Annotated in this window: 23 protein-coding genes; 13 read left to right on the top strand and 10 right to left on the bottom strand. The window is 61.3% G+C overall.

Going from position 1 to position 24,988, the window contains the following annotated elements:
* Positions 1 to 46: 46 nt before the first annotated feature.
* The 4 genes from HHJ18_RS00825 to HHJ18_RS00810 all read left to right on the top strand — a co-directional run bounded on the left by HHJ18_RS00825 (position 47) and on the right by HHJ18_RS00810 (position 1,804).
* Positions 47 to 421: a hypothetical protein gene (locus HHJ18_RS00825; protein ID WP_296910569.1), complete on the top strand. Its 375-nt coding sequence runs from the start codon at positions 47 to 49 to the stop codon at positions 419 to 421.
* On the top strand, positions 408 to 650 hold the full coding sequence (locus tag HHJ18_RS00820; protein WP_011483276.1) for a hypothetical protein: 243 nt from the start codon (positions 408 to 410) through the stop codon (positions 648 to 650). Before HHJ18_RS00825 ends, HHJ18_RS00820 begins: the two co-directional genes overlap by 14 nt.
* Before the next feature lie 119 nt (positions 651 to 769).
* A complete protein-coding gene (locus HHJ18_RS00815) occupies positions 770 to 1,318 on the top strand; it encodes a DsbA family protein (RefSeq protein WP_296910563.1) in 549 nt (182 codons plus the stop codon).
* Between the two features lie 156 nt (positions 1,319 to 1,474).
* Positions 1,475 to 1,804: a DUF6172 family protein gene (locus HHJ18_RS00810; protein WP_296910561.1), complete on the top strand. Its 330-nt coding sequence runs from the start codon at positions 1,475 to 1,477 to the stop codon at positions 1,802 to 1,804.
* A gap of 34 nt (positions 1,805 to 1,838) precedes the next feature.
* Here HHJ18_RS00810 and HHJ18_RS00805 read toward each other — a convergent pair whose 3' ends face one another.
* From HHJ18_RS00805 to HHJ18_RS00795, 3 genes are all read right to left on the bottom strand, one after another.
* Positions 1,839 to 3,110: a DEAD/DEAH box helicase gene (locus HHJ18_RS00805; RefSeq protein WP_296910559.1), complete on the bottom strand. Its 1,272-nt coding sequence runs from the start codon at positions 3,108 to 3,110 to the stop codon at positions 1,839 to 1,841.
* 116 nt (positions 3,111 to 3,226) lie between these two features.
* Positions 3,227 to 4,705 (bottom strand): MFS transporter, encoded by a 1,479-nt coding sequence (locus HHJ18_RS00800; RefSeq protein WP_296910557.1) that lies wholly within the window; start codon positions 4,703 to 4,705, stop codon positions 3,227 to 3,229.
* Positions 4,706 to 4,742: 37 nt separating this feature from the next.
* Entirely contained in the window at positions 4,743 to 4,994 is a 252-nt protein-coding gene (locus HHJ18_RS00795; protein WP_296910556.1) for a hypothetical protein, read from the bottom strand.
* 475 nt (positions 4,995 to 5,469) lie between these two features.
* On the opposite strand from HHJ18_RS00795, the gene HHJ18_RS00790 reads away from it, so the two are divergent.
* The 3 genes from HHJ18_RS00790 to HHJ18_RS00780 all read left to right on the top strand — a co-directional run bounded on the left by HHJ18_RS00790 (position 5,470) and on the right by HHJ18_RS00780 (position 7,786).
* Positions 5,470 to 6,186: a Crp/Fnr family transcriptional regulator gene (locus HHJ18_RS00790; protein ID WP_296910554.1), complete on the top strand. Its 717-nt coding sequence runs from the start codon at positions 5,470 to 5,472 to the stop codon at positions 6,184 to 6,186.
* A 193-nt stretch (positions 6,187 to 6,379) separates the two neighbouring features.
* Positions 6,380 to 7,072 (top strand): Crp/Fnr family transcriptional regulator, encoded by a 693-nt coding sequence (locus HHJ18_RS00785; RefSeq protein WP_296910551.1) that lies wholly within the window; start codon positions 6,380 to 6,382, stop codon positions 7,070 to 7,072.
* A 300-nt stretch (positions 7,073 to 7,372) separates the two neighbouring features.
* Positions 7,373 to 7,786 (top strand): hypothetical protein, encoded by a 414-nt coding sequence (locus HHJ18_RS00780; protein ID WP_296910549.1) that lies wholly within the window; start codon positions 7,373 to 7,375, stop codon positions 7,784 to 7,786.
* A 43-nt stretch (positions 7,787 to 7,829) separates the two neighbouring features.
* Here HHJ18_RS00780 and HHJ18_RS00775 read toward each other — a convergent pair whose 3' ends face one another.
* Positions 7,830 to 10,490, bottom strand: a complete 2,661-nt coding sequence (locus HHJ18_RS00775) for an excinuclease ABC subunit UvrA (RefSeq protein WP_296910547.1) — start codon at positions 10,488 to 10,490, stop codon at positions 7,830 to 7,832.
* Positions 10,491 to 10,509: 19 nt separating this feature from the next.
* Positions 10,510 to 11,646 (bottom strand): YihY/virulence factor BrkB family protein, encoded by a 1,137-nt coding sequence (locus HHJ18_RS00770; protein WP_296910546.1) that lies wholly within the window; start codon positions 11,644 to 11,646, stop codon positions 10,510 to 10,512.
* A 229-nt stretch (positions 11,647 to 11,875) separates the two neighbouring features.
* Between HHJ18_RS00770 and HHJ18_RS00765 the strand changes: the two genes are divergently transcribed.
* A complete protein-coding gene (locus HHJ18_RS00765; RefSeq protein WP_296910544.1) occupies positions 11,876 to 12,424 on the top strand; it encodes an NAD(P)H-dependent oxidoreductase in 549 nt (182 codons plus the stop codon).
* Positions 12,425 to 12,518: 94 nt separating this feature from the next.
* Here HHJ18_RS00765 and HHJ18_RS00760 read toward each other — a convergent pair whose 3' ends face one another.
* Positions 12,519 to 13,172 carry an NAD(P)H-dependent oxidoreductase gene (locus HHJ18_RS00760; RefSeq protein WP_296910542.1) on the bottom strand — a complete coding sequence of 218 codons (654 nt, stop codon included), beginning with the start codon at positions 13,170 to 13,172 and terminating at the stop codon, positions 12,519 to 12,521.
* A gap of 181 nt (positions 13,173 to 13,353) precedes the next feature.
* On the opposite strand from HHJ18_RS00760, the gene HHJ18_RS00755 reads away from it, so the two are divergent.
* Positions 13,354 to 14,271: a LysR substrate-binding domain-containing protein gene (locus HHJ18_RS00755; RefSeq protein WP_296910540.1), complete on the top strand. Its 918-nt coding sequence runs from the start codon at positions 13,354 to 13,356 to the stop codon at positions 14,269 to 14,271.
* Positions 14,272 to 14,841: 570 nt separating this feature from the next.
* Here HHJ18_RS00755 and HHJ18_RS00750 read toward each other — a convergent pair.
* Together HHJ18_RS00750 and HHJ18_RS00745 are read right to left on the bottom strand one after the other, a co-directional pair.
* Positions 14,842 to 15,150 (bottom strand): hypothetical protein, encoded by a 309-nt coding sequence (locus HHJ18_RS00750; protein ID WP_296910538.1) that lies wholly within the window; start codon positions 15,148 to 15,150, stop codon positions 14,842 to 14,844.
* A 306-nt stretch (positions 15,151 to 15,456) separates the two neighbouring features.
* Positions 15,457 to 16,701: a nitronate monooxygenase gene (locus tag HHJ18_RS00745; protein WP_296910535.1), complete on the bottom strand. Its 1,245-nt coding sequence runs from the start codon at positions 16,699 to 16,701 to the stop codon at positions 15,457 to 15,459.
* Positions 16,702 to 17,128: 427 nt separating this feature from the next.
* Between HHJ18_RS00745 and HHJ18_RS00740 the strand changes: the two genes are divergently transcribed.
* The 4 genes from HHJ18_RS00740 (at position 17,129) to HHJ18_RS00725 (ending at position 23,395) form a co-directional block, all read left to right on the top strand.
* Positions 17,129 to 17,635 (top strand): disulfide bond formation protein B, encoded by a 507-nt coding sequence (locus HHJ18_RS00740; protein ID WP_296911874.1) that lies wholly within the window; start codon positions 17,129 to 17,131, stop codon positions 17,633 to 17,635.
* Positions 17,636 to 17,867: 232 nt separating this feature from the next.
* Positions 17,868 to 18,692 (top strand): translesion DNA synthesis-associated protein ImuA, encoded by an 825-nt coding sequence (gene imuA, locus HHJ18_RS00735; RefSeq protein ID WP_296910533.1) that lies wholly within the window; start codon positions 17,868 to 17,870, stop codon positions 18,690 to 18,692.
* Positions 18,655 to 20,151: a DNA polymerase Y family protein gene (locus HHJ18_RS00730; RefSeq protein WP_296910531.1), complete on the top strand. Its 1,497-nt coding sequence runs from the start codon at positions 18,655 to 18,657 to the stop codon at positions 20,149 to 20,151. Before imuA ends, HHJ18_RS00730 begins: the two co-directional genes overlap by 38 nt.
* A 19-nt stretch (positions 20,152 to 20,170) precedes the next feature.
* Positions 20,171 to 23,395: an error-prone DNA polymerase gene (locus HHJ18_RS00725; RefSeq protein WP_296910529.1), complete on the top strand. Its 3,225-nt coding sequence runs from the start codon at positions 20,171 to 20,173 to the stop codon at positions 23,393 to 23,395.
* A gap of 94 nt (positions 23,396 to 23,489) precedes the next feature.
* On the opposite strand, the gene HHJ18_RS00720 is transcribed toward HHJ18_RS00725, so the two are convergent.
* Positions 23,490 to 24,158 (bottom strand): phosphoribosyltransferase, encoded by a 669-nt coding sequence (locus tag HHJ18_RS00720; RefSeq protein ID WP_296910527.1) that lies wholly within the window; start codon positions 24,156 to 24,158, stop codon positions 23,490 to 23,492.
* Entirely contained in the window at positions 24,158 to 24,889 is a 732-nt protein-coding gene (locus tag HHJ18_RS00715) for an alpha/beta family hydrolase (RefSeq protein ID WP_296910525.1), read from the bottom strand. The genes HHJ18_RS00720 and HHJ18_RS00715 overlap by 1 nt, the downstream gene beginning before the upstream one ends.
* Positions 24,890 to 24,988: the final 99 nt, after the last annotated feature.

Genomic DNA, 24,988 nt, shown 5'->3' with positions numbered 1-24,988 from the left:
CTTGCGAGGCGCTTGTATTTGGCAAAAGAACCCCCAGTTTTCGTTCATGAACGCCACCAAACCCCATCTTCAAACCGATCTCACCGTGACTCACGTGCTGGCCGAGCTGCTTGAGCGGCTGGAGCGTAGCGCCGAGCCGGTCGGTGCCGCACAGTATCTTTCAGTGGTGCAGCACCTGGTTGACGAACTAGGCGAGGTCGAGCCAGGCTTGGCGCTGGGCGCCTTGCTGGACTCGCACCCGGCTGCGGCCGAACTGTACGAGAACGTCAACTACCAACACGCGGGGCTTTGCCGCTCCGCGCTTGACGCTTCGCTCGATGCGGAACGCCAGGCTAAGCAGGCCATACTCCTGGCGATGAGCCGGGCTCCTAACCCTTCAACAAACCAACCCAAGGAAGATCCAAACCATGGCAAGAGCTGACGCCAAAACCGCCGTCCTCGCAGACGGCTTGCGCTACAAATCAAAGGTATCGGGTTCACCTTTCGCCGCCACCACGTCTTTTGGCGCGGCCACCATGTCGTGCTTCATGTGCGGCAAGCACCGCGCGCGCTCCTTGATGGGCACACGCAAGGTTCTCGGCAAATCCCAGGCCGTCTGTTCCCCCTCCTGCAAGGCGCTTGATGAAGCGCTGGAAAACGCAGCGGGCTAACCTCCTAAAAAGCAGCCTTTGCGACCTGATCTTTACTGCCGCATGGCGTATTGATCATGCCGCAGCACCGGCGCATACTGTGGTACGCGCCTTAGCAAGCAAGTCAGAAGGTGACCATCATGCCCACCAAAGCCAAGCTGGACCCCCTGCTTTCCCCTGACGGGGCGATTGACCATATCCGCGGCCCGGCCTCCGCCCCGGTCACGCTCATCGAATACGCTGATTTTGAGTGCCCGTCGTGCCTGCAGGCCTTTAACGCGCTGAAGACCATGGTTCCGCACTTTGGCCCTCAGTTGCGCTTCGTTTTCCGCCACTTCCCGCTGCGCGAGGTACACCCGCATGCCGAACTGGCCGCCGAAACCGCGGAAGCCGCTGGCGCACAAGGAAAATTCTGGCCGATGTACGAATTGCTCTTCACGAACCAGCAGCACCTGAAGGAAAAACACCTGCTCGACTATGCGGCGCAGGTAGGGCTGGACCTGCCGCGCTACCAGAACGAGATGAATGACCATGTCTACCTGCAGCGGGTGCAGGAGCACATGCTGGGCGGACGGCATCTGAGCGTGCGGGCCACGCCGACCTTTTACCTCAATGGCGTGGTCACCGATGTGTCGTTCGGTTTGCAGCGTCTGCACGAGGCGATAGACAAGCTGCTGCTGCCAAGCTGAGCGGAGGCAGACCCCGCACCAGCGTGCATGTTGCGCTGAGGGCGACCAAGCGCTTGGCCTGATAATTGCGCTGTTGCGCGCCAGATTCAATTCATGTCCGCAAGAGGTGCTTACCGCAAGCGCGATGCAGCACACCCGCCACCCCCAAGGACATCCGTGAGAAAAACTTATTCGTTAAATGTTGAAGGCAAAAACCGTGATCGCTTGCTGGAAGCCAGCAAACACGATATCCGCAAGTACGTCAAACGTGAACGCGGCCGCGCCTTGCCCGCGGGTGTTGACTATTGGGACTTCGATTGCAAATTTGGCAACAGTGAAGTCAGCGCCGAAGTGGTTCATTTCGCTACCCTGATGGGCCTGATCGACACCCTTGCCAAAGAAGGCGGAGACCAGTTTTACGTGGAAGTTGTGACCAAACACGGGCTGCGCACAGCGAGGCCGCGCGACGCTGAGGGTGCCGAAGATAACGAAGCGGACGCCGAATAAGCAAAAGAGGCGCGGGCCTTTCTCGCGTGCCGGCTTATTTCTTGGGCAGTGATTGTTCTTGCGCCGCCGCTTCGCGCAGCTTGTCTTTCTTGCTAGGGCGTTTGCCTTTGATGCCGCCGTTAGACAATAGGTCGGCAGGGTTCGGAACCATGATTTCAAGTGGTTCAAAACCGGCAACCTGTTCGCGCGGCACGCTGATGCGCTGGCGCTTTTCGATAAGCCGAAAATGCGCTTCAGTGTCTGCGCTGACAAAACTGACTGCTACCCCGCTTTCACCGGCGCGCCCGGTGCGGCCTATGCGGTGCGTATAGTCAACAGCTGAGCGAGGCAGGTCGTAGTTCACTACCACGGGCAATTGGGCGATGTCGATGCCGCGCGCGGCAACGTCGGTTGCAACCATTACCTGCACCGCCTTGATCTTGAAATCCTGCAGCACCTGGGTGCGCTTGCCCTGGCTCAACTCACCATGAAATGGTTCGGCCTCAATGTCCGCCTTGCGCAGCTTGTCGGCCACGATTTCGGCCGCGTGCTTGGTCGCTACGAACACCAGCACACGTTCCCATTTTTCGGTTTGCACCAAGTGGCGCAGCAACTGCGTGCGACGGCTGGCATCGACCTCTACGGCGCGATGCGTGATCTCCAAAGCGTTTTGCTCGCTCGCCTGCACTTCGACGCGCAAAGGGTTGTGCAGCATGCTTTGCGCCAGCGCCTGTATTACCGGCGGAAAAGTGGCTGAGAAAAACAGGTTCTGGCGCTGCGCTGGCAGCAGGCTCAGAATGCGACCCAGCTCTTCGCCAAAGCCCAGGTCCAGCAGGCGGTCGGCCTCATCCAGCACCAGCGTGCTCACCGCGGCAAGGTTCAGGGCGTTGTGATCGATCAGGTCCAGCAAACGCCCCGGCGTGGCCACCACGATGTCGGCGCCGCTGCGCAGGTTCATCATTTGACGATTGATGGAAACGCCGCCAAAGACCACCGCCACCTTCACCCGCTGCGGCAAGTATTTGGCCAGGCTGACTAGGGCTTCGCCGACCTGCGCCGCCAGCTCGCGTGTCGGCACCAACACCAACGCGCGAACGCGGCGCGGCGCGGTGGCTGGTGCCTCGGCCAGCTGATGCAGCATGGGCAGCGAAAACGCGGCCGTTTTGCCTGAGCCGGTTTGGGCCGAGCAAAGCACATCGCGGCCCTGCAAAATCGCTGGAATTGCCGCCGTCTGAATCGCCGTGGGCACCAAGTAGCCTTCGTCGGCAATGGCGTGCAAAAAGGCGGGCAGCAGGGCGGACGAAAGGCCCAGTGAGGAAAATGGCATGGGCGAAATTTCTGAAGGGTGGAAGGGCGCAAGTGCCGGGAAAGGCGTTGCTAGCCGAACCGACAATTTTAAGCTCTCGGCCTCATGGTTCCCCCGTGAGCGCGGGGTATGAGGCCTCAGGACTGGCGCTCTGGCGTTATCCCGGCCTTGATAAACAGCGCACCGCAGGCCGCCGCACCCAGCGCACACAGCACAGCCGCAAGCACCACAAAGCGAAACGCCCGGATCAAATCCTCGGGCGGAGCGCCTTGCACTTGCTGCCCAAGTGCCAAGCTAAAGACCACACCCATCGCCGCCACGGCCAACAAACCCGCGACCCGCGCCACCGCGTTGTTCACGCCCGAGGCAATGCCTGCATGCGATGTCGCTACCGCGTTCATGACGGTTGTGGTCAGCGGCGCCACGGCAAGCGTCATGCCCAGGCCCAGCACCAGCATGCCAGGGAAAAAGCCAGTCCAATACGACCAGCCCTCACTCGGCAATGCCAGCAGCGCCAGGCCTGCCGCGGCAATGACGGGCCCGATCGTCAGCATCAGGCGCGCGCCAAAACGCTGCATCAGGCGACCGGTGGCGGAAGACAGCAAGCCTAGCGCCAGTGACAGCGGCAGCAGCGCCGCGCCGGCCGCAGTAGCCGAATAAGCAAAAGCGCCAATCAGCACAAAAGGCAGAAAAAACAACACGCCACTCAGCGCAAAGTACAGCAGCAGCGTCAGCAGATTGGCCCCCATAAAATCAGGCGAGCGAAAAAGGCCCAGGGGCATCATGGGCGAGCGCACCCGCGCCTGTACCAGCACGAAAGCCAGCAGCGTCACCAGGCCCAGTGCAAGTGAGCCGAGCACGCTGAATGCACGCCAGCCCTGCGCCGGCGCCTGCGTCAACCCATAGGTGAGGGCGCCCAGGCCTAAGGCCACCAGCAGCGCGCCCAGCCAGTCGAGTTGCGCCGGCGCCCGCGCGACACGGCTTTCGGGCACGGCGTACAACGCCAGGGCAACTGCGGCTACAGCAATGGGCAAGTTCAGAAAGAAAATCGCGCGCCACGACAGCGCATCGACCAGCCAGCCGCCCAGCACCGGCGCTGCCGCCGCCGTGATGGCAGCCCATGCGGCCCAGGTGCTGATCGCCTTGCCGCGCGCCTTCCCCTCAAACAGATTTCCCAGAATGGCCAGACTGGTGGGCACCAGCAGCGCCGCACCCACACCCTGCAATGCGCGCGCTGCAATCAGAGCGAGCGTGCCGGTGGCAAACCCGCACGCCGCAGAAGCAACCGAGAAAAGCGCGATGCCGGTGATGAAAATGGTACGGCGCCCAAACCGGTCGCCGAGCGAGCCGCCCACCAGTACCAGCGAGCTCAGTGCCAGCAGGTAGGCGTTGATCACCCACTGCATGTCAGCCAGATTGGCGCCTTGGCGGCCGGCCAGATCGCTTTGAATTGCCGGCAGTGCGACGTTGACGACGGACCCGTCAATAAACGCCATGGAAGAGCCGAGCACGGTGGCTGCCAGCGCAAAGCCTTTTCGCGGCAGCGGCGACTCACTGCAAGCGGTTTGAGCCTGAATGATTCCTTCGTCGCACGGAGCAAGCACGTGGCCGGGCATGATTTTTCTTGTTCGTGGTGGTGCCGTCGGCCCAGCCTCAACCTTGCAGTTCGCCCAAGTGCACTGAGAGATCGAGCAGCTTGGCCTTGCTCATGTAGTAGCGGTCAAGTCGCCACTCTTTAAGCATATCAATGCCGAGATTGAATTTTTCGTAGTCGAGCTTGTACAGATCGGACAGCTCAAACTTTTCATCCGACTCCAGTGCACGCACCAGGCGAGTCAGTATTTTTGCAGAATCAGAGGCAGGACTGGCCTCAATGAATTTGCGGGCCTTCTTGATTGCGTTCATGCCGGTCTTTCAAAAAATTGAGAGTGAACAACTTTGGTCATACCGTATCCGCTTAGCGACAAAATAGTTGCAAAATTATGTCGCTGCCGCAACGGTGCTGTCTATCGCGCCTTGGAATCGGCAGTTCAGGAAATTACAAATACCTCTGTTACTGCAACATGAGCGTCCGGAATTACCTGCAGTTTATTTGCATAAGTTTACAACTTGGGTTCCCGGAGTTACACGTTAAGCCACATGGCCGAGGGTGCTGGAATGCAGCGTCAACGCGGGTCCTTCTGTGCAATCCCTGTTGATTAGATCTTCGTCTGCTCAGACCAGGAGGACAACGGCCTACAGGCAGTGGTTGCGATAGCGTACGTAGCGTGTGTGCGATAGCGTACATACAAATTGACATTAATTTCATACAGTCAATGTTTATCGCAAAGATGATTTTCAGAGGAAATACTTGAACCTAGATCTGCGCCGGAGATCCACGATGGCTGTGTCCCCCGACCCCAAATTAAACGAGTTGCTCGCCGCGTTGCCCGATCCGGATTTCCAGCGCTGGTTGCTGCAACTCGAACCCGTAGACTTGCCCCTAGGCCAGGTTCTTTACGAGTCGGGTAGCACGTTGAGCCACGTCTACTTTCCGACCACCGCCATTGTCTCGCTGCTGTATGTGATGGAGAACGGTTCCTCTGCCGAGATCGCTGTGGTTGGCTACGAAGGCATTGTCGGCGTTTCGCTGTTCATGGGGGGCGAATCCACGCCCAGCCGAGCGGTGGTGCAAAGCGCCGGCCAGGGCTTTCGGCTCAAATCGCAGGTAATCAAAGACGAGTTCAAACGCGCGCCGGTACTGCACCTGCTGTTGCGCTACACCCAGGCGCTAATTACGCAGATGGCGCAAACAGCGGTGTGCAACCGACACCACTCGCTGGACCAGCAATTGTGTCGTTGGCTGCTGCTGAGCTTGGACCGTTTGCAGGGCAACGAGTTGGTGATGACGCAGGAGTTGATCGCCAACATGCTCGGCGTGCGCCGCGAAGGCGTGACCGAGGGCGCGCTCAAGTTGCAAAATCTCGGGCTGATCCGCTATTCGCGCGGGCGCATCACGGTGCTAGACCGCCCGGGGCTGGAGAAACGCACCTGCGAGTGTTATGCGGTGGTCAAAAAAGAGTACGACCGGCTGCTCCCCGACAAGGTTGCTGCATAACCGATGGCGACGCTTGGTGCGGCTTGCTGCCTGATCTGAATACGCCTTTCCCGTTGTTTGCACTGCCGCACATTTGTGCTGTGGCCTGTCGTGCGTACTGGGAAACACCGAATTGAACCGCTTTTCGACAGTAGCGCGGCCTCGAACTCTTCCCCATCACCCGACGGGGCCCGCCATACAACGGAAAGCCATTTTGGCCACTGTCGAAAACCACCTGATCGAACGTCTTCCCCGCAAGGATCGTCTGGCCCTGCTGGCACTCTGCAAGCCGGTTCAGCTGGAGTTGTCTGAAGTGCTGTGCGAGCCCGGCAAGCCGACTCGCTATGTCTACTTTCCCATCGATGGCTTTATTTCACTGGTGGCGCTGGTTGATGGAAGCCCGGGCGTGGAAGTCGGAATGGTCGGCCGTGAAGGCATGCTGGGTGCGCAGTTGGCGCTAGGCGTGGTCACCACACCATTGCATGCGCTGGTGCAGGGCAAGGGCGCGGCTTGGCGCATTGACACTGCTGCGTTCCGGATAGAGCTGGCGCAAAGCGCGGCGCTGCAGCGTTGTCTGAACCGCTATCTTTATGTATTGATGTCCCAGCAGGCCGCGTCAGCCGGCTGCCTTCGCTTTCACCTGATTGGTCAGCGCCTGGCGCGCTGGCTGCTGATGAGCCAGGACCGTGCCCACTCCGACAGCTTTCATATTACGCACGAGTTCCTCGCCTACATGCTGGGCATGCGGCGCGTCGGCATCACAGCTGCCGCCAGTGACTTGCAACGCCATGGGCTAATTCAATACCACCGCGGCGAGCTGACGGTGCTTGACCGCAGCGGCCTTGAAGCCGCGGCCTGCGGTTGCTATGCCGCTGAACGGCAGACTTACACCGAATTGCTTGGTTGAATGGTACGCTGCGAGCCCAGCCTGCCAGGTTAAAAAAATCTTCTGGTCGCTCACTGCGGGCTGATTGAAACTCACGCAAAAATGGAGTATTTCTACTTGCAATGCTTTTCTGACGCTGACAGAATGAAGACGTTGCGTGGCCCGACTGTGCTAGAACTTCAATGTGCGCTAGCGCACCGACAGACAGCTGCACGCAACTTTATAACCGAGGTTCAGGCGATTTGCAAACCGACTTCCGGTTGCAGCACCTGATCACAGTAGTACTTATATGCATAGCTCTCTTTTGAGGAGGGTTCAATTATGATTTGTCCTGATTCCACGCGGCCCAACGGTCAAGAAGCCGACAAATACGGATCTGCCAATTCTGAATTTAGTGATCTGATGGCAGAACTGAAGTCGTACCAACCGACGGCGAGCGCCGTTGGGCGCGACAGCTCGTATGGCTGCCCCGGAGTCGATGGCGCGGCCAGCGCCGTGCGCGTGAGGGTGCGGCGCCAGCCACTAGAGATTTCTCCCTCCGATTGGGATATGTTGTTTCGCGCAGTAGAAGAACGGCTCAAGTTGAGCGTTGGCGCAGGGCCCGCTTCAACAGCGCAAGGCCGCGACGCTCCCGGCCGCGTCCAAGCCGTGGTACTGGAGTGCGTGGCGGAACTCGAAAAGCTTCACATCGCGCTAAAGCAGGAACGGCGTCAACACGATGAGGGTGAGAGTTGAGTCCTGGTCGCGCAATCCGCTATTTTGCAGTTCGTTCTGGGGGTCAGGAAAAAAATCGCCGCAGATAGGGCGCGGTATGGCTGTCTCTGGCCTGACTGACTTCGCGCGGTGGGCCGCTCGCCACAATGCGGCCGCCTTCCTCACCCGGGCCCGGCCCGACATCAATGACCCAATCGCTGCCGGCAACAACGTGCAGCTCGTGCTCCACGACCACAACGGTATTACCCGCAGTGACCAGGCTTTGCAGCTGGGCCATCAGCTTGTCCACATCGGCAGGGTGCAGCCCGGTGGTCGGCTCGTCGAGTACATAGAGCGTTTTGCCCCATTGCGCGCGCTGCAGTTCTGTTGCCAGTTTGATGCGCTGGGCTTCGCCGCCAGACAGTTCGGTGGCGGCTTGCCCGAGCCTCAGGTAGCCCAAGCCAATGTCTTTAAGTAGCGTCAAAGGCTTCAGCACGGCCGCCTCCTGTTCAAATAATGTGCAGGCCTCATCAACGGTCAAACGCAGCACCTCGGCTATGTTTTTGCCTTGCCACGTTACCTGGAGCGTCGCCTCGTTGTAGCGCGCACCGTGGCAACTCGGGCAAGGCGCGTACACGCTGGGCATGAAGAGCAGTTCGACGCTGACGAAGCCCTCGCCTTCGCAGGTCTCGCAACGGCCTTTGGCGACGTTGAATGAAAAGCGTCCTGCGTCATAGTGCCGGGCGCGGGATGCGCGGGTAGCGGCAAAGAGCTTGCGGACATGGTCGAACAGGCCGGTGTACGTTGCCAGATTGGAACGAGGTGTGCGCCCAATCGGTTTCTGGTCAACGCGTACCAGCCTCTTGACGTGATGAATGCCGGCGTGAATGCGCCCGCTGGTCGCAGCCGCAACGGTGGGCGCAAGCTCTTCATCGGGCTCCTCACCGATCGAAGGCAGGTGTCCGAAATGTTCACAGACCAGCTCCACCAAGGCCTGACTCACCAGACTCGATTTGCCGGAACCTGACACCCCCGTGACGGCCGTGAACACGCCAAGCGGAATCCGCGCGTCAAGCCCTTTGAGGTTGTTGCGGGTGATGCCGCGCAGCTCCAGCCAGGCCGACGGTTCGCGCGGCTGCCTTGGTGCGGCCAGTGCGGGGGCAAACAGGTAACGCGCCGTTTGTGAGGCTTCGACGTTTTTGAGGCCGTCGGGCGGTCCGCTGTAAAGCACATGGCCGCCGCCCTCGCCAGCGTCGGGTCCCACGTCCACCAGCCAGTCCGCGCGGCGCATCATATCCAGGTCATGTTCGACGACGAACAGCGAGTTGCCCGAGCGCTTGAGCTGGTCGAGCGCCAGTAGCAAGGCCTCGCTGTCGGCCGGGTGAAGCCCGGCGGACGGTTCGTCGAGCACGTAAACCACGCCAAAGAGATTCGAGCGGATCTGTGTGGCCAGGCGCAGGCGCTGCAATTCACCGGGCGACAGTGTTGGCGTGCTGCGGTCCAGCGAGAGGTAGCCCAGACCCAGTTCCTGCAAGGTGGCGATGCGCGCCAGCAGATCCTGTGCGATGCGCCGGGCGGCGATACGCTTTTCTTCGGACAGGTTCGGTGTGCGCCGCACGTCAGGCGCCGCTTGGTGCGCCGAGCCGCCCGCAGCCACGCGCCGCGCGGTGTCCGCGCGCGCGGTCTTGCGGCTCAAGCTTGCGTTGCTGCTGGTTGGCGTTTCGGAGAAATGGCCGTGAGCGACTGGCTGCAGCAATTCGGCCAGATGGTTCAATGACAGCTGCGACAGGGATCCGATGTCTATCCCCGAAAAAGTCACGACCAGCGCTTCAAGCTTGAGGCGTTTGCCATTGCAAACCGGGCAAAGACTGCCGCGCATGAAACGCGACACGCGCTTTTTCATCAAGGCGCTTTGCGTGCTGGCGAAAGTGTGCAGCACGTATTTGCGCGCGCCGGTAAAAGTGCCCTGGTAGCTGGGCTCCGTCTTGCGGCGCAGCGCTGCCTTGGTTTCCGCAGACGTGAAGCCGGCGTAGACCGGCACGCTTGGCTGCTCGTCGGTATACAAAATCCAGTCGCGGTCTTTCTTCGGCAAATCGCGCCAGGGCGTATCCACGTCGTAGCCCAGGGTCACCAGGATGTCGCGCAGGTTCTGCCCATGCCAGGCCGTCGGCCAGGCGGCGATGGCGCGTTCGCGGATCGTCAATGAGTCGTCGGGAACCATCAGCTTTTCAGTCACCTCAAACACATGCCCCAGGCCATGACAGTGCGGGCACGCGCCCTGCGGCGTGTTAGGAGAAAAATCTTCCGCGTAGAGCATGGGCTGGCCGGGCGGGTAGTTGCCCGCGCGGGAATACAGCATTCGAACCAAGCTGGACAGCCTGGTAACGCTGCCGACGGAAGAGCGGCTGCTGGCCGTGCCGCGCTGCTGCTGCAACGCCACGGCGGGTGGCAAGCCGTCGATTGAGTCCACATCGGGAACGCCGACTTGATCGATAAGCCGGCGCGCGTAAGGCGCAACCGTCTCGAAATAGCGGCGCTGCGCCTCGGCATAAAGCGTTGCGAAGGCCAACGATGATTTACCTGAACCCGACACGCCGGTGAACACGACAAACGCATCACGCGGAATGTCGACGTCGACGTTTTTCAGGTTGTGCACACGTGCACCGCGTACGCGTACAAACCCGCTGCGCCCATGCTCGTTGTCATCCGGAGATTCCGCCTGGGTTGTTTCGCCGTGTGGACCCATGGTTCGATTCAACCGGCTGTCATTTCATGCCGCGCGTCGGCGGCCGCCCGGGTGCCACGCGCTTGAGCAGTTGCCGAACGGCCAGGAAAGTCGCAGTGGTGGCGGCATAGACAATTGCGCGCTGACGCAGCGATGGTCGCTGGCTGCGGGACAGCCTGACTTGCTTCGGTCGGCGCTCAGACATAGGCTCATACGCAGGCGCGGGCCGGCTGCGTTGGGGTATGGCTGAGGGCGTTTCGTCTGCGCTACCCCCGACCCTCAGTGCGGCCGATGATGCCACAGCAGCTGCCGGTACAGCCATTTCACCGTGCGACAGCGAACCGAACTCATGCGCGTAAACCCAGGTAAATTCAGCGCCCAGCAAGAAAATCTGCGCCGAGTAATACACCCACACCAGCAGCACCACCAGTGAGCCGGCGGCCGCAAACGACGAGGTGACGCTGCTCTTGCCGATGTACAGACCGATCAGCGTCTTGCCGATTTCAAACAGCACTGCGGTGACGCCCGCGCCCACCCACACGTCACGCCAGCCCACCGTGGCCTGCGGCATGAGCTTGAAGATCATGGCAAACAACGTGGCGCCAATGCCGAGAGAGATCACACTGTTGAGGATATGAAGCAGTGTCTCCCAGCCCGGAAAAAGCCCGTTGGTCCAGCTTCCAAAGGCTGCGGTACCGGCGCTGATCACCAGCGACACCGACAGCAAGAATCCCAGCCCCAAAATAAAGCCCAGTGACAGCAGCCGGCCACGCAGCGCAATCCAAACGCCCGATACCTTTCGTGCCGGTGGCAGGCCCCACACGCGGTCCAGCGCGCTTTGCAGTTCGGCAAAGACGGTGGTCGCGCCTATCACCAACACAACCAGGCTGATGGCGCCGGCCACCAGCCCCTGGGTGGGTTTGTTAGCGCTCTCGATCAGCGCCTGTATGCCGGTCGCGCCATCCTTGCCAATCAGACCCGACAGCTGCGCCACGATTTCTCCCTGCACCGCATCGCGGCCCCACACCAGGCCAGCCACCGCAATGACGATGAGCAGCAGCGGGGCAATCGAAAACACCGTGTAGTAGGAAATTGCCGCACCCATGCTGGGCGCGTAGTCGTCAACCCAGGCGGTGACAGACTTTTTGGCGAGCTGGTAGAAATCGATGGGTTTCACGGTACTGCTTTTGTTTCGTGCCGATACATAGTTTTCCCAAACTCAGGTGGCGCTCCCGTCGGTGTAGGCGCAGCGTGCTTGTAGGCTGTGGGCCATTGATGGCGAACCAGTGGTTTTCGCCTACTTCATTATTAACAGCGTGTTGCATTTCCTGTTCGGCCGGGCAGGCTACTGCTTTGCATAATGATTTGTTAAGCGTATCTTCAACACCGCCATTTCAGGAGTATTCATGAGCACCACCAACATAGCCGTCATCATCGGAAGTCTTCGCAAGGATTCCTTCAATAAGAAACTTGCCAAGGCACTTGAAAAGCTGTTTCCGGCCGATTTCAGCTTTACCCAAGTGCGCATTGACGACCTGCCGCTGTACAACCAGGATGACGACGGCAACCCGTCGGCGCAGGTCAAGCGCCTCAAGGGCGAGATCAAGGCGGCGCAGGGCGTGCTGTTTTTCACCCCGGAATACAACCGCTCCCTTCCCGGCGTTTTGAAGAACGCCATTGACCACGCTTCGCGCCCCTATGGCCAGAGCGCGTGGGATGGAAAACCAGCGGGTGTGCTGGGGGCCTCGATCGGCGCAACCGGCACGGCCATGTCCCAACAGCACCTGCGCAACATTCTGGCTTACCTCAACATGCCAACCCTGGGCCAGCCCGAGGCCTTCATCCACAACAAGGATGGGCTGTATGACGCGGCCGGCAACATCGGCGCAGACAGCCTGAAGTTTTTGCAAGGCTGGGTGGACAGCTACGTGGCTTGGGTGAAAAAGCACGCGTGAAGAAACGCTGCTTATAAAAACAAAAAAGCCCGCAACGTGCGGGCTTTTTCACAGGCGCAAACTGAGGCAGTCTGTGCTCCCGGCTGTCAGAAAATCATGCGGCCAGCGCGGCTTGCGCCTGGTTGGCTGCAGTTTTCGATTGCGCAATGATGTCCAGCTCAGCCGCGGCCAGCGCTGCGGTTTTAGCCGCCTCGCCCATCGCCAGTCCTTCGGCGCGCACAAAACGCACGTCGGTCACGCCCATGAAGCCCAGGACGGTCTTCAGGTAACTTTCTTGGTGCTCCATGGCATTGCCTGCGTCGCTGGTCGAATAGACGCCGCCACGGGCCGAGGCCACGATGACGGTCTTGCCGCCGGCCAAACCCACCGGGCCTTTGTCCGTGTAGGTGAAGGTGCGTCCAACCTGGGCGATACGGTCTATCCAGGACTTGAGCTGGGTCGGAATGGCAAAGTTGTACAGCGGCGCACCAACGACGACGACGTCGGCGGCCAGAAACTGCGCGACCAGCGTCTCGGAAATGGCGTTTTCACGCTGTTGCGCGGCGGTTAACGCTGCAGCGCCGGCAGGCATGCGAAAACCCAGGGATTCGGCCGATAGGTGGCTGGGCGTGTCCACGGCCAGGTCGAGGTAACTGACTTCGGTAGCCGGGTGGGCGGCGCGCCAGGAGGCGACGATTTGTGCCGTGAGTTGGCGCGAGACCGAATTGCCGCCAAGAATGCTGGAGTCGATGTGAAGAAGCTTGCTCATGAGGGGTTCCTTGAATGGGTGGTCAGGTTGATTCGGATTGAAGCTGGCTGTGTTCACCTTGAATTACCACCATGGATAGATTGTGCAGACGAGTCGATTGATTGATAAGTTGGCAAAATTGCGATAGATTGTCCTGCCAGTGGGACAATAAACCCAGAATTTTTAAAGGCCAGTGAATTTCATGCAAGACCTGAACGATATGGTTTACTTCGCCGAAGTGGTGGAGCGCGGCGGTTTTGCCGCTGCCGGGCGCGCGCTGGGTTTGCCAAAATCACGTCTGTCGCGCCGCGTGGCCGAACTTGAGGCCCGGTTGGGGGTGCGGCTGCTGCAGCGCACCACACGCAAGCTTTCATTGACGCAGGTGGGTGAGATCTATTTACGCCACTGCAGTGCCATGCGTGATGAAGCACTGGCCGCCGCCGATGCGGTCGCGCAGATGCAGGTCGAGCCGCGCGGCACGCTGCGCATTGCCTGCCCGGTGACGCTGGCGCAAAGCACGCTGGGCTACCTGATTCCGCGTTACCTGGTGCTGCACCCCAAGGTCACGCTCGACATGCAGGTAACCAACCGGGTGGTCGATCTCGTGGAGGAGGGCATAGACATCGCGCTGCGGGTGCGCCCCACGCTGGGCGACAGTGGCAGCCTGGTGGTCAAGCAACTGGGCGCCACCTGTGGTCATCTGCTGGCCAGCCCCGAACAGCTGCGCCGCCAGGGCATACCGGCCACGCCTGAAGACCTGGCCCGGCTCGACACCGTGGCCATGTCATCTGCCGACGGGCGCAGCGCCTGGGTGCTGCTGGGCCCCGCGGGGCAGGAGTTTGTGCTTCAGCACCGCCCGCGCTATGCGGCCGACGACCTGCAGACGCTCAAGCTGGCGGTGCTGGCGGGCACTGGCATCAGTTTTTTGCCGGATATTGTCAGCCAGGCCGAGCGCGAGGCGCAGTTGCTGGTGCCGGTATTGCCGGGTTGGGCGCCCGTGCCAAGCATGGTGCATGCCGTGTTTCCCTCGCGCCGCGGCCAGGTGCCGGCGGTGCGCAGCTTTCTGGATTTCATGGGGCAGCACATGCAGGGTGAGCAACTGGTGCAAAGCAGGTTGTGACGCTTGCGAATCCTTTGCTGAGACGCACGGCGTGCGCTCTCTTCGGGTGAACGTGCTGGGGGGCGTGACTGTACTACTGCGAGCGACGCGCCATGACCGAAGGTGCGCCCCGAAGGTCTGAAAAGTTGCTGTTTAGGTATTAAATAGGCCTCTAGCCCAATGAATACGGGCGCAAGCAGCTATAAAAATAATAGCTATAAGAGGCTGCCCGTGCCACTTTGCGGGGGTTTTTTTACTTTCATAGTCACTGTTCCCGCCTTCACCCAAGACTCCCGCGCCGGCAAGATTTCCTTTCACCCATGGGCTTGACAATGATTCGGTGCCCCGAACAATAAATTGAGCGGGTTGGGCGCCGTCGAGCAAGGCGGAGTTCAAGCCCTGGCGTTCCAAATCGCACAGGAAGGTTTGGCCGTTGACGAAAGCGACCAGCGTGGCGCGCGATGAATCGGTGCCGTCGCCACCCGTAAACGGTGCCGCATTGAAGGCCGGCGCGTAGGTGCTGTTGCCCCGCGCTGCGGTGCCCGGTTCCGATCAGGCGCAGTTGCTCACAGCAGATGTTCACGCCAACGGTTAAAACTGATCGGGCAGAACGTCCGTTTTTGCAGCTTTTTTCTGTTCAATAAACTGGTCGAAAAAGTCGCTCGAAATTGCCGCCGGCGCGGAAGCATCGTGATCAGTGCGCGTGGCGATGTCCACAATTTGTGAAGCGCCCAATGGAATTTTTTGTGCCCAGTCCAACGATGTTGCAAGCAATGTCGCGACGGCCAGCAGTGTCCCAAGAATCAGTGCGATCGTTTCTCTGCCGAAATTTTTGGTCAGCCTGGGATGCCGTTCAAACCATTCGTGTGTGAATAAGTGAGGATGCGATGCATTAGCCATGACTTCTCCCTTGATTTAGATAATTTAGGAACCAACCCAGCAGGGCCGTGGCTGTCGAAATAGCAGCGCTCAAGCGCCATCAGACCCGGCACCTAGCGTAGTCCCCAGGCGAAAGACCGCCATCCTGCGATTTGAGGATATTTGATACATGCTGCAACCGGGTTATGGATCCCGCAGAGGCGTTATTCGTCGAGTGGCAGAGGTCAACGATCGCGTTTATACAAAGTCTGACTCTCGCTGAAGCAGCGCGCAAAAAAAAGCCGCCAACACCCCGAGCGGAGCGCGGCGGCAAGTCCGTTTAGTTGCTTATGCGGGCAGCACTACCTGCTGATCGACGCTGAACTGGTAATCGCGAAAAATGTGTTCGGCGCTCAATGTCTGATAGCTGCCGTCGGCCAGCAGCCGGGTGGTGTCCTTGAGCCGGTAGGTCGTGCTGCCGCAAGTCCAGCAGTTGTAGTTGCGCATGTGCGTGCACAAGCAGGTCTTGTCCATCACCGACAAGTTTTTGCCATCGGGGTGAATGACGATTTGTGCGTTGTAGGCGTTGATGTAGGCGCAATTGCCGTTGCCATCCAGCAGATAACCGTAGGCTTCGCAATTTGGGCGTATGCCCGAGCCTATGGCTGGCGTGCTCTTCAACATGCGCATCGGGTAGCCGGTCGGTGAAATGGTGTTCACGATGATGTCTTCTTCGCTGGCCAGGAAGTAATCCTGCTTGACCTTGGCCGGCAGGCCGCACTCATTGGCGACAGTAAAGCGCGTGGCCAGTTGCACCGCGGCGGCGCCATTTTCCAGAAACGACACGGCGTCGCTGCCGGTAAAAATGCCGCCTGCGGCAATCAGCGGAATATCCAGCTGCTCGGCTTTCAGGTAGGCCGCAATTTCGGCCAGGATGGTGGCCAGGTCGTACTGGGCCCAATCCATGCCAAAACCCAGGTGACCACCGGCCAGCGGGCCTTCCACAATCACGAAATCAGGCAACCGGCTGAGCCGCGCCGTCTTGCGCAGAAAAAGTTGCAGCGCACGCACCGAAGAAACAATGATGCCCAGCTTGGCGTCTCGAAAACGCGGATGCGCCGCCATCAGGCCGAAAGAGCCCAGATGCAGGCCGGCGCTCAGGGTGATGCCGTCAATGCCGGCATCCAGCGCGGAATTGAGCCGCACTTCCAGCGTGTCGCGCGGCGAGTTCATGGTCAGCTTTTCCATGCAGTTGATAAACACCAGGCCATCGCCACGCTTGGCTTCCATGGTTCTGCCGACATGCAGTTTGGTGGCTTCGGCCAGGCGCGCCAGATCGAACTGGACAACGCTCTTGTCCGAGTTGTTGATGTTGTGCTTGTAGAACTTGGTCTTTTCCTTGACAAAATCAGTGTCAAAACGCCGGTCAGACACATCCTGAACCATGGCGTCGGAGATATGGCCGATACCCCCCAGGCGTACCGCCTCAAGTGCCAGCTCGGCGGTGGAAATGTCTACGCCCATTCCGCCAATAATGAGGGGGACCAGTTCTTTGCTGCCAAATTTCAGGCGGAAATCATCAACTCGTTTCATCGGTGTCCTTGTTGTGGCGCTCGCCCGGGCGGGCGCGCCACTGTCTGCGCTGCAATACAAGGGTGGAAGTTTACGCTCTGGTTAGTGACAAAAAGCCTGAAAGACCTCATAACCCGATATTCATCAGGTCGGAATCACCCCTGCTTACAGGATGGACTAAGCCCCTCCAACGTAGCGCGCGCCAGCGCAGGGCTCAAGGACATCGATTGAACCGGCTCACCACCGCAGGCCGCTGATTCGCAGTAACGATCTTTTGAATGAGTCAAGTTGCTTTGGTTAGCGTGGTTAGCGTGGTTAGCGTGGTTAGCGTGGTTAGCGCATTCCTGTGGTTGCGGAGCGTCCACCAAGGCCGTGCGTCCCCATAGGCGCGCAGCCGCTTAAACTCTGCCTAGGCTACTTGACTAATTCCCGGACTTACAGGATGACCATGTTTTTGACTTATTTCGATGCGATGCCACGCCGCGTGCTGGCACTGCTGTCTTTGGGCTGTGTGGCCCTGCTGGCTTTTGGTTTGTATCTGCAGCATGTGGTGGGGCTGGAGCCTTGCCCCATGTGCATCGTGCAGCGTTACGCACTGCTGCTGGTCGCCATTGTTGCAGGCCTCACGGCCATTTCCAACAAAAAAAGCGTGCTGATCAGCGGTGCTCTGCTACTGGTGCTGCTCTCGGGTTTTGGCGCGTTTGTGGCGGCGCGGCAAAGCTGGCTGCAATGGTATCCGCCCGAAGTCGCCTCCTGTGGGCGCGACTTTTACGGGATGATTGAAACCTTTCCGCTGCAGCGCGTGGTGCCGATGATTTTCAAAGGCAGCGGCGACTGCTCCAAGGTGGACTGGACCTTTCTGGGCGGCTCGATTGCCAACTGGTCCTTTGTGTGCTTTGTCGCAACCGGCCTGATCGGCCTGACGCTGGCGCTGCGCCAGGCGCGCAAACGCTAAGACACGCTAAGACACGCTAAGACACGCTAAGACGTCAGGCCGCAGACCAAGGCGCCAGGGAGATCAAGCCCTGGCGCTTTTTTTTATCCGGCTGATGCAGGCCCCTTCAAGGGTCGAGCAGACGTGGGGCCAAACCAGTTGAAAGGGTATTGCCCCCAAGCCTTGAATCAGGTCATATACTGTATGTCCGTACAGTTAATTAACCTGATTCAAGCCGTTTCAAGCGTCCATCATGCCTTCCCTGATTTCCATGGACCGTGCCTTGCCTGCCTTCGGCGCCGTAGGCGCCTTGTCCCAGGTGTGGCGCGCCGGCGAGCTGGGCAGTGCAAGCCTGCACACCGTGGATACCGGCTATGCAGCGCTCAACCAGGTGCTGCCAGGTGGCGGCTGGCCGCAGGGCGCGCTGATTGAACTGTTGCAGCCGCAGGCGGGGCTGCATGAATGGGGCTTGCTGGCGCCTGCGCTGGCTGCCATTCAGCAGGCCGGGCCGGGCCAGATGGTGGTGCTGGTCGGCGCGCCTTGGCTGCCTTTTGGCCCGGCTTTGGGCGCGCGCCAGCTCGACATGCAGCGCCTGCTGTGCGTGCAGGCCAACGATGGGCTGGCGCTGCTTTGGGCCACACGCGAGGCCTTGCAGTGTGCCGATGTCGCCAGCGTGCTGGCCTGGCTGCCCGATGCCCGCAGCGCCCATTTGCGGCGTCTGCAGATTGCCGCCCATGCGCACAACAAGCTGCTGTTTGTGTTTCGCCCCTTGCGCGCGCAGCAGGAGTCTTCGCCGGCGCCGCTGCGGCTGCTACTTGAATGCGCGGTGAACGAGGCCGGCGAGGCCGGCAACCTGCTGGTCCATCTGCTGAAACGCCGTGGCCCGCCGCTGGCTGCGCCGTTGCTGCTGACCACCCGGCCGGCCCGTTTGCTGGCGCTGCTGGCGGCTAGCCGGGAGCGGGTACGGCGGCGGCGCGAAGACGAGGGGGCCGCTCCGGTGCTGTTTCCTTCCACTTCTTCAGCTTCACCGTGGATAGCGCATGCGCTGGATCGCACTGCAAGCGTGCATCCGCACTGAGCCCGGGCCGGCCGTGCTGAACCAGGCGGCGGCGCAGCGGGCGCTGGCCAGCATCGCGCTCGGCTTTACGCCGCGCGTGGCGCTGCTCGATGAAGCCGTGCTGCTGGAAGTCTCCGGCAGCCTGCGCTTGTTTGGCGGGCTGGCCCGGCTGGCGCAGCTGCTGGTGCAGCAGGCAAGCCAGTTTTTTCAAGAAAATAAGGTTCTAGCCCATATAGAACGGGCGCAAGGCGCTACATCTTTGATAGCGCTCGGGCGCTTGCGCCAGGCCCACGTTGCCCGTAATTTGCAGCTTGAGCGTCAGCATGCAGCAGCGCGCCAGCGCGTGGCCGAGCTACCAATGCACACGCTTAGCGCGGCTAGAGCCCATCTGGGCGTGCTGGAGCGGATCGGTTGCCGCAATTGGGACGACCTGCTGCGCCTGCCGCGTGACGGCGTGGCCAGGCGTTTTGGCGCGCCGCTGCTGGCTGCGCTGGACCGCGCCCGCGGCCACGCGCCAGACGGCTACGACTGGCTGGTGCTGCCCGAGTCTTTCGACGAAAAGCTGGAGCTCGACGCGCTGGTGATTCATGCGCCGGCGCTGATGTCCGGTGTCGAACGCCTGCTGCTGCACCTGCAGGCCTGGCTGCTGGGCCGCCAGAGCGGTTTGCGCGCCCTCAAGCTGGTCTGGCAGCTGGACCAGCGCCGCGATGTGCCGCCCACCGGCGAACTGGTGGTGCGCACGGCCCAGCCCGCGCAAGACTTGCGCCATGTGGCGCGCCTGATCGCCGAGCAGCTGGGCCAGCAGCGTTTGCCGGCGCCTGTTCATACCCTGAGATTGCAGTCGCTGGAGACCGAAAAGCTCACCGATTCGGCCGCCGCCACTGCCAGCTTGCTGATGCAGGAGCGCAAGCAGGGCGACAGCGCGCTGGAGCTGATCGAACGCCTGAGCGCCCGTCTGGGCGCCGAGCAGGTGCAGGTCTGGCAGCCCTGCGCCGACCACCGGCCCGAGCAGATGCAGCGCTGGATTAGTGCCGTGAATGCAGTGAGTGCAAGCAGCGTCCGAAGTGCTATTAAATCAATAGCTTCTAACGCCCGTACTGTATGGGCTAGAGGCCTAAATGATAGGGAAAAAGAGCAAAAAACCGAAGCCTTGTACCCGAGCTGGCTGCTGTACCCGCCGTTGCGGCTGGCGATGCACGGCGACAGCCCGGTGTACCAGGGCCGGCTGCAACGGCTGGCCGGACCGCAGCGGCTGGAGGTCAGCGGCTGGCTGATGGCGGGTGACAAGGCGGGCGACAAGGCGGGCGAGGGCGCGGCCTCGGGGGGGCGCAGCAGGCCGCCGGCGATCCGCGACTATTTCATCTACCGCAGCGGGCAGGGCGGACTGCTGTGGATTTACAGCGAACGGTTGCCGGTGGCAGCGCCGCAAAGCGCTGCCGGGCAGCCGCACGCCTGGTATCTGCACGGTTTTTTTGCCTGAACATCCTGAAAAAGCACCCATGGCCAGCCTGCTTCCCGACTACGCCGAGCTGCATGCGCTCAGCAATTTCAGTTTTCAGCGCGGCGCTTCGCACGCCGAAGAGCTGGTAGCGCGCGCCCATGCGCTGGGTTACCGGGCGCTGGCCATTACCGATGAATGCTCGGTCGCCGGCGTGGTGCGGGCGCATGTGGCGGCTAAACAGCACGGGCTGCAATTGCTGCCAGGCGCCGAGTTTTGGGTCGCTGCGGCCCATCCCTTCAAGCTGGTGGTGCTGCCACACAACGCGGCGGGCTGGGGCAACCTGTGTGAATTCATCACTGCAGCGCGCCAGGCCGGCGACCTGATTGAAAAAGGCAGCTACCGCGTGGCGCTGGGTGAAAGCGACTTTTCGCTGCTGGCCAACTGCGAGGTGCTGCTTTGTCCTTTACCCGGGTTATCGGGTGCTATCAATACAGAAGCACTCTGCGCCCATGCCGATTGGGCTAGAGGCCTTTTTTGCTCAAAAAATGGCCCAAATGGCGCCAATTGCTGGCTCGCGGTCGAGCTGCTGCAAGGACTGGATGACGCGCTGCGCCTGCAGCAGCTGCAGGCCGTCGCCAGTCGCACCGGCATCCGGCTGGTGGCTGCGGGCTGTGTGCTGATGCATGTGCGTTCACGCAAGCCGCTGCACGACGTGATGACCGCCATAGGCCTGGGAAAAAGTGTGCATGACTGCGGCTTTGCCCTGCAGATGAACGCCGAGGCGCATTTGCGGCCGCGCATGCGCCTTAGCGATATTTACCCCGCCAGCCTGCTCAAGGCCACGTTGGAAGTGGCGGCGCGCTGCCGTTTCAATCTTGACGAGATTCGTGACCTTTACCGCTATCCGAGGCAAGACATCGTGCCCGCCGCTGAAACCCCGGCCCAATGCCTGCGCCGTCTCACCGCTGAAGGCGCGCGCAGGCGTTACCCGGGCGGCGTGCCCGAAGCCATCCAGACCCAGCTCGGCTACGAATTGGCGCTGATTGAAGAGCTGCACTACGAGATGTTCTTCATCACGGTGTATGACATCGTGCGTTTTGCCAACGAGCAACACATCCTGTGTCAGGGGCGCGGCTCGGCGGCCAATTCAGCGGTGTGTTATTGCCTGGGCGTGACGGCCGTCAATCCGGCCGAAAGCCAGCTGCTGTTTGAGCGTTTCATGAGCCGCGAACGCCACGAGCCGCCCGATATTGATGTGGACTTTGAGCACCAGCGGCGCGAAGAAGTGATCCAGTACATCTACCAAAAATACGGCCACGACCGCGCCGCCATTGCTGCCACCGTGACCTGCTACCGGCCGCGCAGCGCCTTGCGCGATGTCGGCAAGGCGCTGGCCATAGACCCGGCGCTGGTCGAGCAACTGGCCAAAGAGCATTTCTGGTTTGACGGCAGTGACGCGTTGCAGAAAAAACTCGAGGAAGCCAATCTGCAGGCCGACATCGGGCCGGTGCTGCAGTGGCTGGACCTGACGACGCAGCTGATCGGCTTTCCACGCCATCTGGGCCAGCATGTCGGCGGTTTTGTGCTGACGCAGGGCAAGCTGACGCGGCTGGTGCCGATTCAGCCGGCGGCCATGGAGGCGCGCCGCATCATCCAGTGGGACAAGGACGACCTGGACGCCATGGGCCTGCTCAAGGTCGATGTGCTGGCGCTGGGCATGCTGTCGGCGATTCGGCGTTGCCTTGATCTGGTCGACCTGAGCCGGGGCGGCCAGCTGCAAATGCATCAGATTGAATCGGGCGATGTGCCGACCTACGACATGATTTGTCAGGCCGACACCGTGGGCGTGTTCCAGATCGAAAGCCGGGCCCAGATGTCGATGCTGCCGCGCCTGAAACCGCGCTGCTTTTACGACCTGGTGGTGCAGGTCGCCATCGTGCGGCCGGGACCGATTCAGGGCGGCATGGTGCACCCGTATTTGCGTCGCCGTGAGCACCCCGAAGAAGAAACCTATCCCAATGAAGAGCTGCGCCATGCCTTGGGGCGCACGCTGGGCGTGCCGATTTTTCAGGAGCAGGTCATGCAGATTGCCATGATTGCCGCAAAGTTTTCTGCCGACGAGGCCGATGACCTGCGCCGTTCCATGGCGGCGTGGAAGCGCAAGGGCGGGGTCGAGCGCTTTCATGACCGGCTGGTCGGCACCATGACGGCGCGCGGTTACGAAGCCGAATTTTCCGAAAACATCTTCAAGCAGATCAGGGGCTTTGGTGCCTACGGCTTTCCGGAAAGCCACGCCGCCAGTTTTGCCAAGCTGGTCTACATCAGCTGCTGGCTTAAATGCCACGAGCCCGCCTGCTTTCTGGCGGCCCTGCTCAATTCCCAGCCCATGGGCTTTTATGCGCCCGCGCAACTGGTGCAGGACGCGCGCCGCCATGGGGTGGAGCTGCGCGCGGTCGATGTGACTTTTAGCGGCTGGGACTGCTCGCTGGAAAACGCCAGGGAAGCCAAGGAAGCTTCCGCGCCGCCTGAATATCCTGGCATCAGGCAGCCGCAACCTGCCGTGCGCCTGGGCCTGCGCATGGTCTCTGGTTTGTCTGAAGCCGCCGCGCAGCGCCTGGTCGCAGCCCGGGCCCAAGCCTGCTTCACCTCCACCGAAGACCTGGCCCTGCGGGCGCAGCTTGGCACGCTGGAAATCAATGCGCTGGCCGCCGCCGATGCCTTGTTGCCACTGGCCGGTCACAGGCGCCAGCAGGTGTGGCAAGCCGCTGCCATCAAGCCGGCACCGCTGCTGCTCAAAGCCGTTCCCACGCATGAATCACCGCTGCAGCTGCCCGACACCCCCGAAGGTGAAAACATCCTGTTTGACTACCAGTCCACCGGCCTCACGCTGCGCCGCCATCCGCTGGCCTTGCTGCGGCCACGGCTGGCGAAGAAAGGTCTGCTCAGCGCCGACCAGCTCAATGCGCTGCCCGATGGCCGGCAGGTCGCGGCCTGCGGCATTGTCACGGTGCGCCAGCAGCCGCAAACGGCCAAAGGCACCATCTTCATCACGCTGGAAGACGAAACCGGCCCGGTCAACGTGATTGTCTGGAAGTCACTGCGCGAAACGCAGCGCGCCGAGGTGCTGCATGCGCGCTTGCTGGCGGTGCATGGCGTCTGGCAACGCAGCGAAGATGCCGACAAAAAAGGCTACGGCGCCGTGCGCAACTTGGTGGCGCAGCGGCTGGAAGACCTGACGCCACTGCTCGGGCGGCTGGGCACCGCCAGCCGCGATTTTCATTAGGCGCAAAGATACCTGCGGCGCGGCCAGCTACGACGTCTGCGTGCCGTGCCGTGCCAGGGAGTTTTCGCCTATTACCCCGATCCTTAACGGCCTTTCACTGTCCGGCCCGGGCCTGCGCGCGCCGAGCCTCCTCAAGCAACGAGCGCACCTCATCGTCACTGGCCTGTGGAAAATCCTCGTACCACAGACCAACGGCACGAAACGGCTGCGGCATGGCGGCGCAGACCACTTCATCGGCCTCTTCCCGCAGCGCCTGGCAGCTGTCCTTGTCGCCCACCGGCACAGCTGCCACCAGGCAAGCCGGCTGCTGCTGGCGAATCGCCTGCAACGCCGCGCGCATGGTGGCGCCGGTCGCCAGCCCATCATCGACCACGATCACGCAACGGCCCGCCACGCTGATCGCCGGACGCTCGCCGCGGTAGAGCCGCTCGCGCCGCAGCAACTCGGCCTGTTCGCGCGCGACGACTGCGGCCACCACTTTGGGCGAAACCGTGAGGCCGGGCAGGCTATTCATGACGCGCACGCCGCCGCTGGCGATTGCGCCCATGGCGTATTCCTCCTGGCCGGGAAAGCCGAGCTTGCGCACCATAAAAATGTCCAGCGGGGCTTGCAGCGCGCGCGCCACCTCAAAGCCCACGGCGACCCCGCCGCGCGGCAAGGCAAGGACCAGCAGGTCGGGGCGGCCGCGGTAATGCGCCAGCTTTTGGGCCAGTACGCAGCCGGCGTGGCGACGGTCGCGAAAGGGCAGGGGCAGCCCCATCATCAGGCGTGTCCGGGGTGTTGCGTCTGCCCGTCAGGCGCCACGCATTTCCCTTTTGGCAGGTACTTGGTGAACCATGATGCCGCCAGCTCGGACACCTGTTCCAGCGCGTCACGTTGCACTAACCGATGGGTGGCGCCGGCGACGATGGCCAGCCGCCGGTGGCAGCTCAGATGTTCATAGGCCTGGCCATTGAGATCAATCACCCCATGGTCGGCGCGACCAACGATCAGCAAGGTGGGCGCCTTGACGGCGGCCAGCGTGTCGGGCCCGGCCAGGTCAGGACGGCCGCCGCGCGACACCACGGCGGCGACGCGATCAGCCAGCCGGGCTGCGGCAATCAGCGCTGCGGCGCTGCCGGTACTGGCACCAAAGTAGCCGATGGGCGCGTGCTGCAAGTCCGCCTGCGCGGACACCCAGTCGGTGGCATCGTGCATACGCTGGGTCAGCAACGCCATGTCAAAGCGGTGTTCACGGGTATAAAAATCGACCTCTTCTTCCTGCGCCGTCAGCAGATCGAACAGCAAGGTGGCGATGCCGGCCCGCTGGAGCTTTTGCGCAATCTGGCGGTTGCGCGGGCTGAAGCGGCCATTGCCACTGCTGTGCGCAAACAGCACCAGGCCACAGAAGTCGGGGGGCAAGGCTAGATCGCCGCCAAGCCAGGCGTCGCAGCAGGGAATGCGTACTTCACGGGTCAGAGGGATTTGCGCCGGGCTGTCCAAGAAACTCTCCAAGATCGCGCGATGCTAGGCGAAAAAAGAGTGCTACTTTGCCAGCGGTTTCTCTTCTTCGTGTAGGAGAAACAGACGCAAGAGCAGGATGAAAAAGGCGTT

Origin of the sequence: Polaromonas sp., from assembly GCF_012927455.1 — a bacterium.
Taxonomy (GTDB): domain Bacteria; phylum Pseudomonadota; class Gammaproteobacteria; order Burkholderiales; family Burkholderiaceae_C; genus Polaromonas.
The sequence above is the reverse complement of the archived record's forward strand: the minus strand, read 5'-3'. Positions and strand labels throughout refer to the sequence as shown.

Excerpts from the sequence above, each read along its gene's own strand:
- HHJ18_RS00825 (WP_296910569.1), top strand. The coding sequence starts at position 47 with ATGAACGCCACCAAACCCCATCTTCAAACCGATCTCACCGTGACTCAC.
- HHJ18_RS00820 (WP_011483276.1), top strand. The coding sequence starts at position 408 with ATGGCAAGAGCTGACGCCAAAACCGCCGTCCTCGCAGACGGCTTGCGC.
- HHJ18_RS00815 (WP_296910563.1), top strand. The coding sequence starts at position 770 with ATGCCCACCAAAGCCAAGCTGGACCCCCTGCTTTCCCCTGACGGGGCG.
- HHJ18_RS00805 (WP_296910559.1), bottom strand. The coding sequence starts at position 3,110 with ATGCCATTTTCCTCACTGGGCCTTTCGTCCGCCCTGCTGCCCGCCTTT.
- HHJ18_RS00800 (WP_296910557.1), bottom strand. The coding sequence starts at position 4,705 with ATGCCCGGCCACGTGCTTGCTCCGTGCGACGAAGGAATCATTCAGGCT.
- HHJ18_RS00795 (WP_296910556.1), bottom strand. The coding sequence starts at position 4,994 with ATGAACGCAATCAAGAAGGCCCGCAAATTCATTGAGGCCAGTCCTGCC.
- HHJ18_RS00790 (WP_296910554.1), top strand. The coding sequence starts at position 5,470 with ATGGCTGTGTCCCCCGACCCCAAATTAAACGAGTTGCTCGCCGCGTTG.
- HHJ18_RS00780 (WP_296910549.1), top strand. The coding sequence starts at position 7,373 with ATGATTTGTCCTGATTCCACGCGGCCCAACGGTCAAGAAGCCGACAAA.
- HHJ18_RS00775 (WP_296910547.1), bottom strand. The coding sequence starts at position 10,490 with ATGGGTCCACACGGCGAAACAACCCAGGCGGAATCTCCGGATGACAAC.
- HHJ18_RS00765 (WP_296910544.1), top strand. The coding sequence starts at position 11,876 with ATGAGCACCACCAACATAGCCGTCATCATCGGAAGTCTTCGCAAGGAT.
- HHJ18_RS00760 (WP_296910542.1), bottom strand. The coding sequence starts at position 13,172 with ATGAGCAAGCTTCTTCACATCGACTCCAGCATTCTTGGCGGCAATTCG.
- HHJ18_RS00755 (WP_296910540.1), top strand. The coding sequence starts at position 13,354 with ATGCAAGACCTGAACGATATGGTTTACTTCGCCGAAGTGGTGGAGCGC.
- HHJ18_RS00750 (WP_296910538.1), bottom strand. The coding sequence starts at position 15,150 with ATGGCTAATGCATCGCATCCTCACTTATTCACACACGAATGGTTTGAA.
- HHJ18_RS00745 (WP_296910535.1), bottom strand. The coding sequence starts at position 16,701 with ATGAAACGAGTTGATGATTTCCGCCTGAAATTTGGCAGCAAAGAACTG.
- HHJ18_RS00740 (WP_296911874.1), top strand. The coding sequence starts at position 17,129 with ATGTTTTTGACTTATTTCGATGCGATGCCACGCCGCGTGCTGGCACTG.
- imuA (WP_296910533.1), top strand. The coding sequence starts at position 17,868 with ATGCCTTCCCTGATTTCCATGGACCGTGCCTTGCCTGCCTTCGGCGCC.
- HHJ18_RS00730 (WP_296910531.1), top strand. The coding sequence starts at position 18,655 with ATGCGCTGGATCGCACTGCAAGCGTGCATCCGCACTGAGCCCGGGCCG.
- HHJ18_RS00725 (WP_296910529.1), top strand. The coding sequence starts at position 20,171 with ATGGCCAGCCTGCTTCCCGACTACGCCGAGCTGCATGCGCTCAGCAAT.
- HHJ18_RS00720 (WP_296910527.1), bottom strand. The coding sequence starts at position 24,158 with ATGATGGGGCTGCCCCTGCCCTTTCGCGACCGTCGCCACGCCGGCTGC.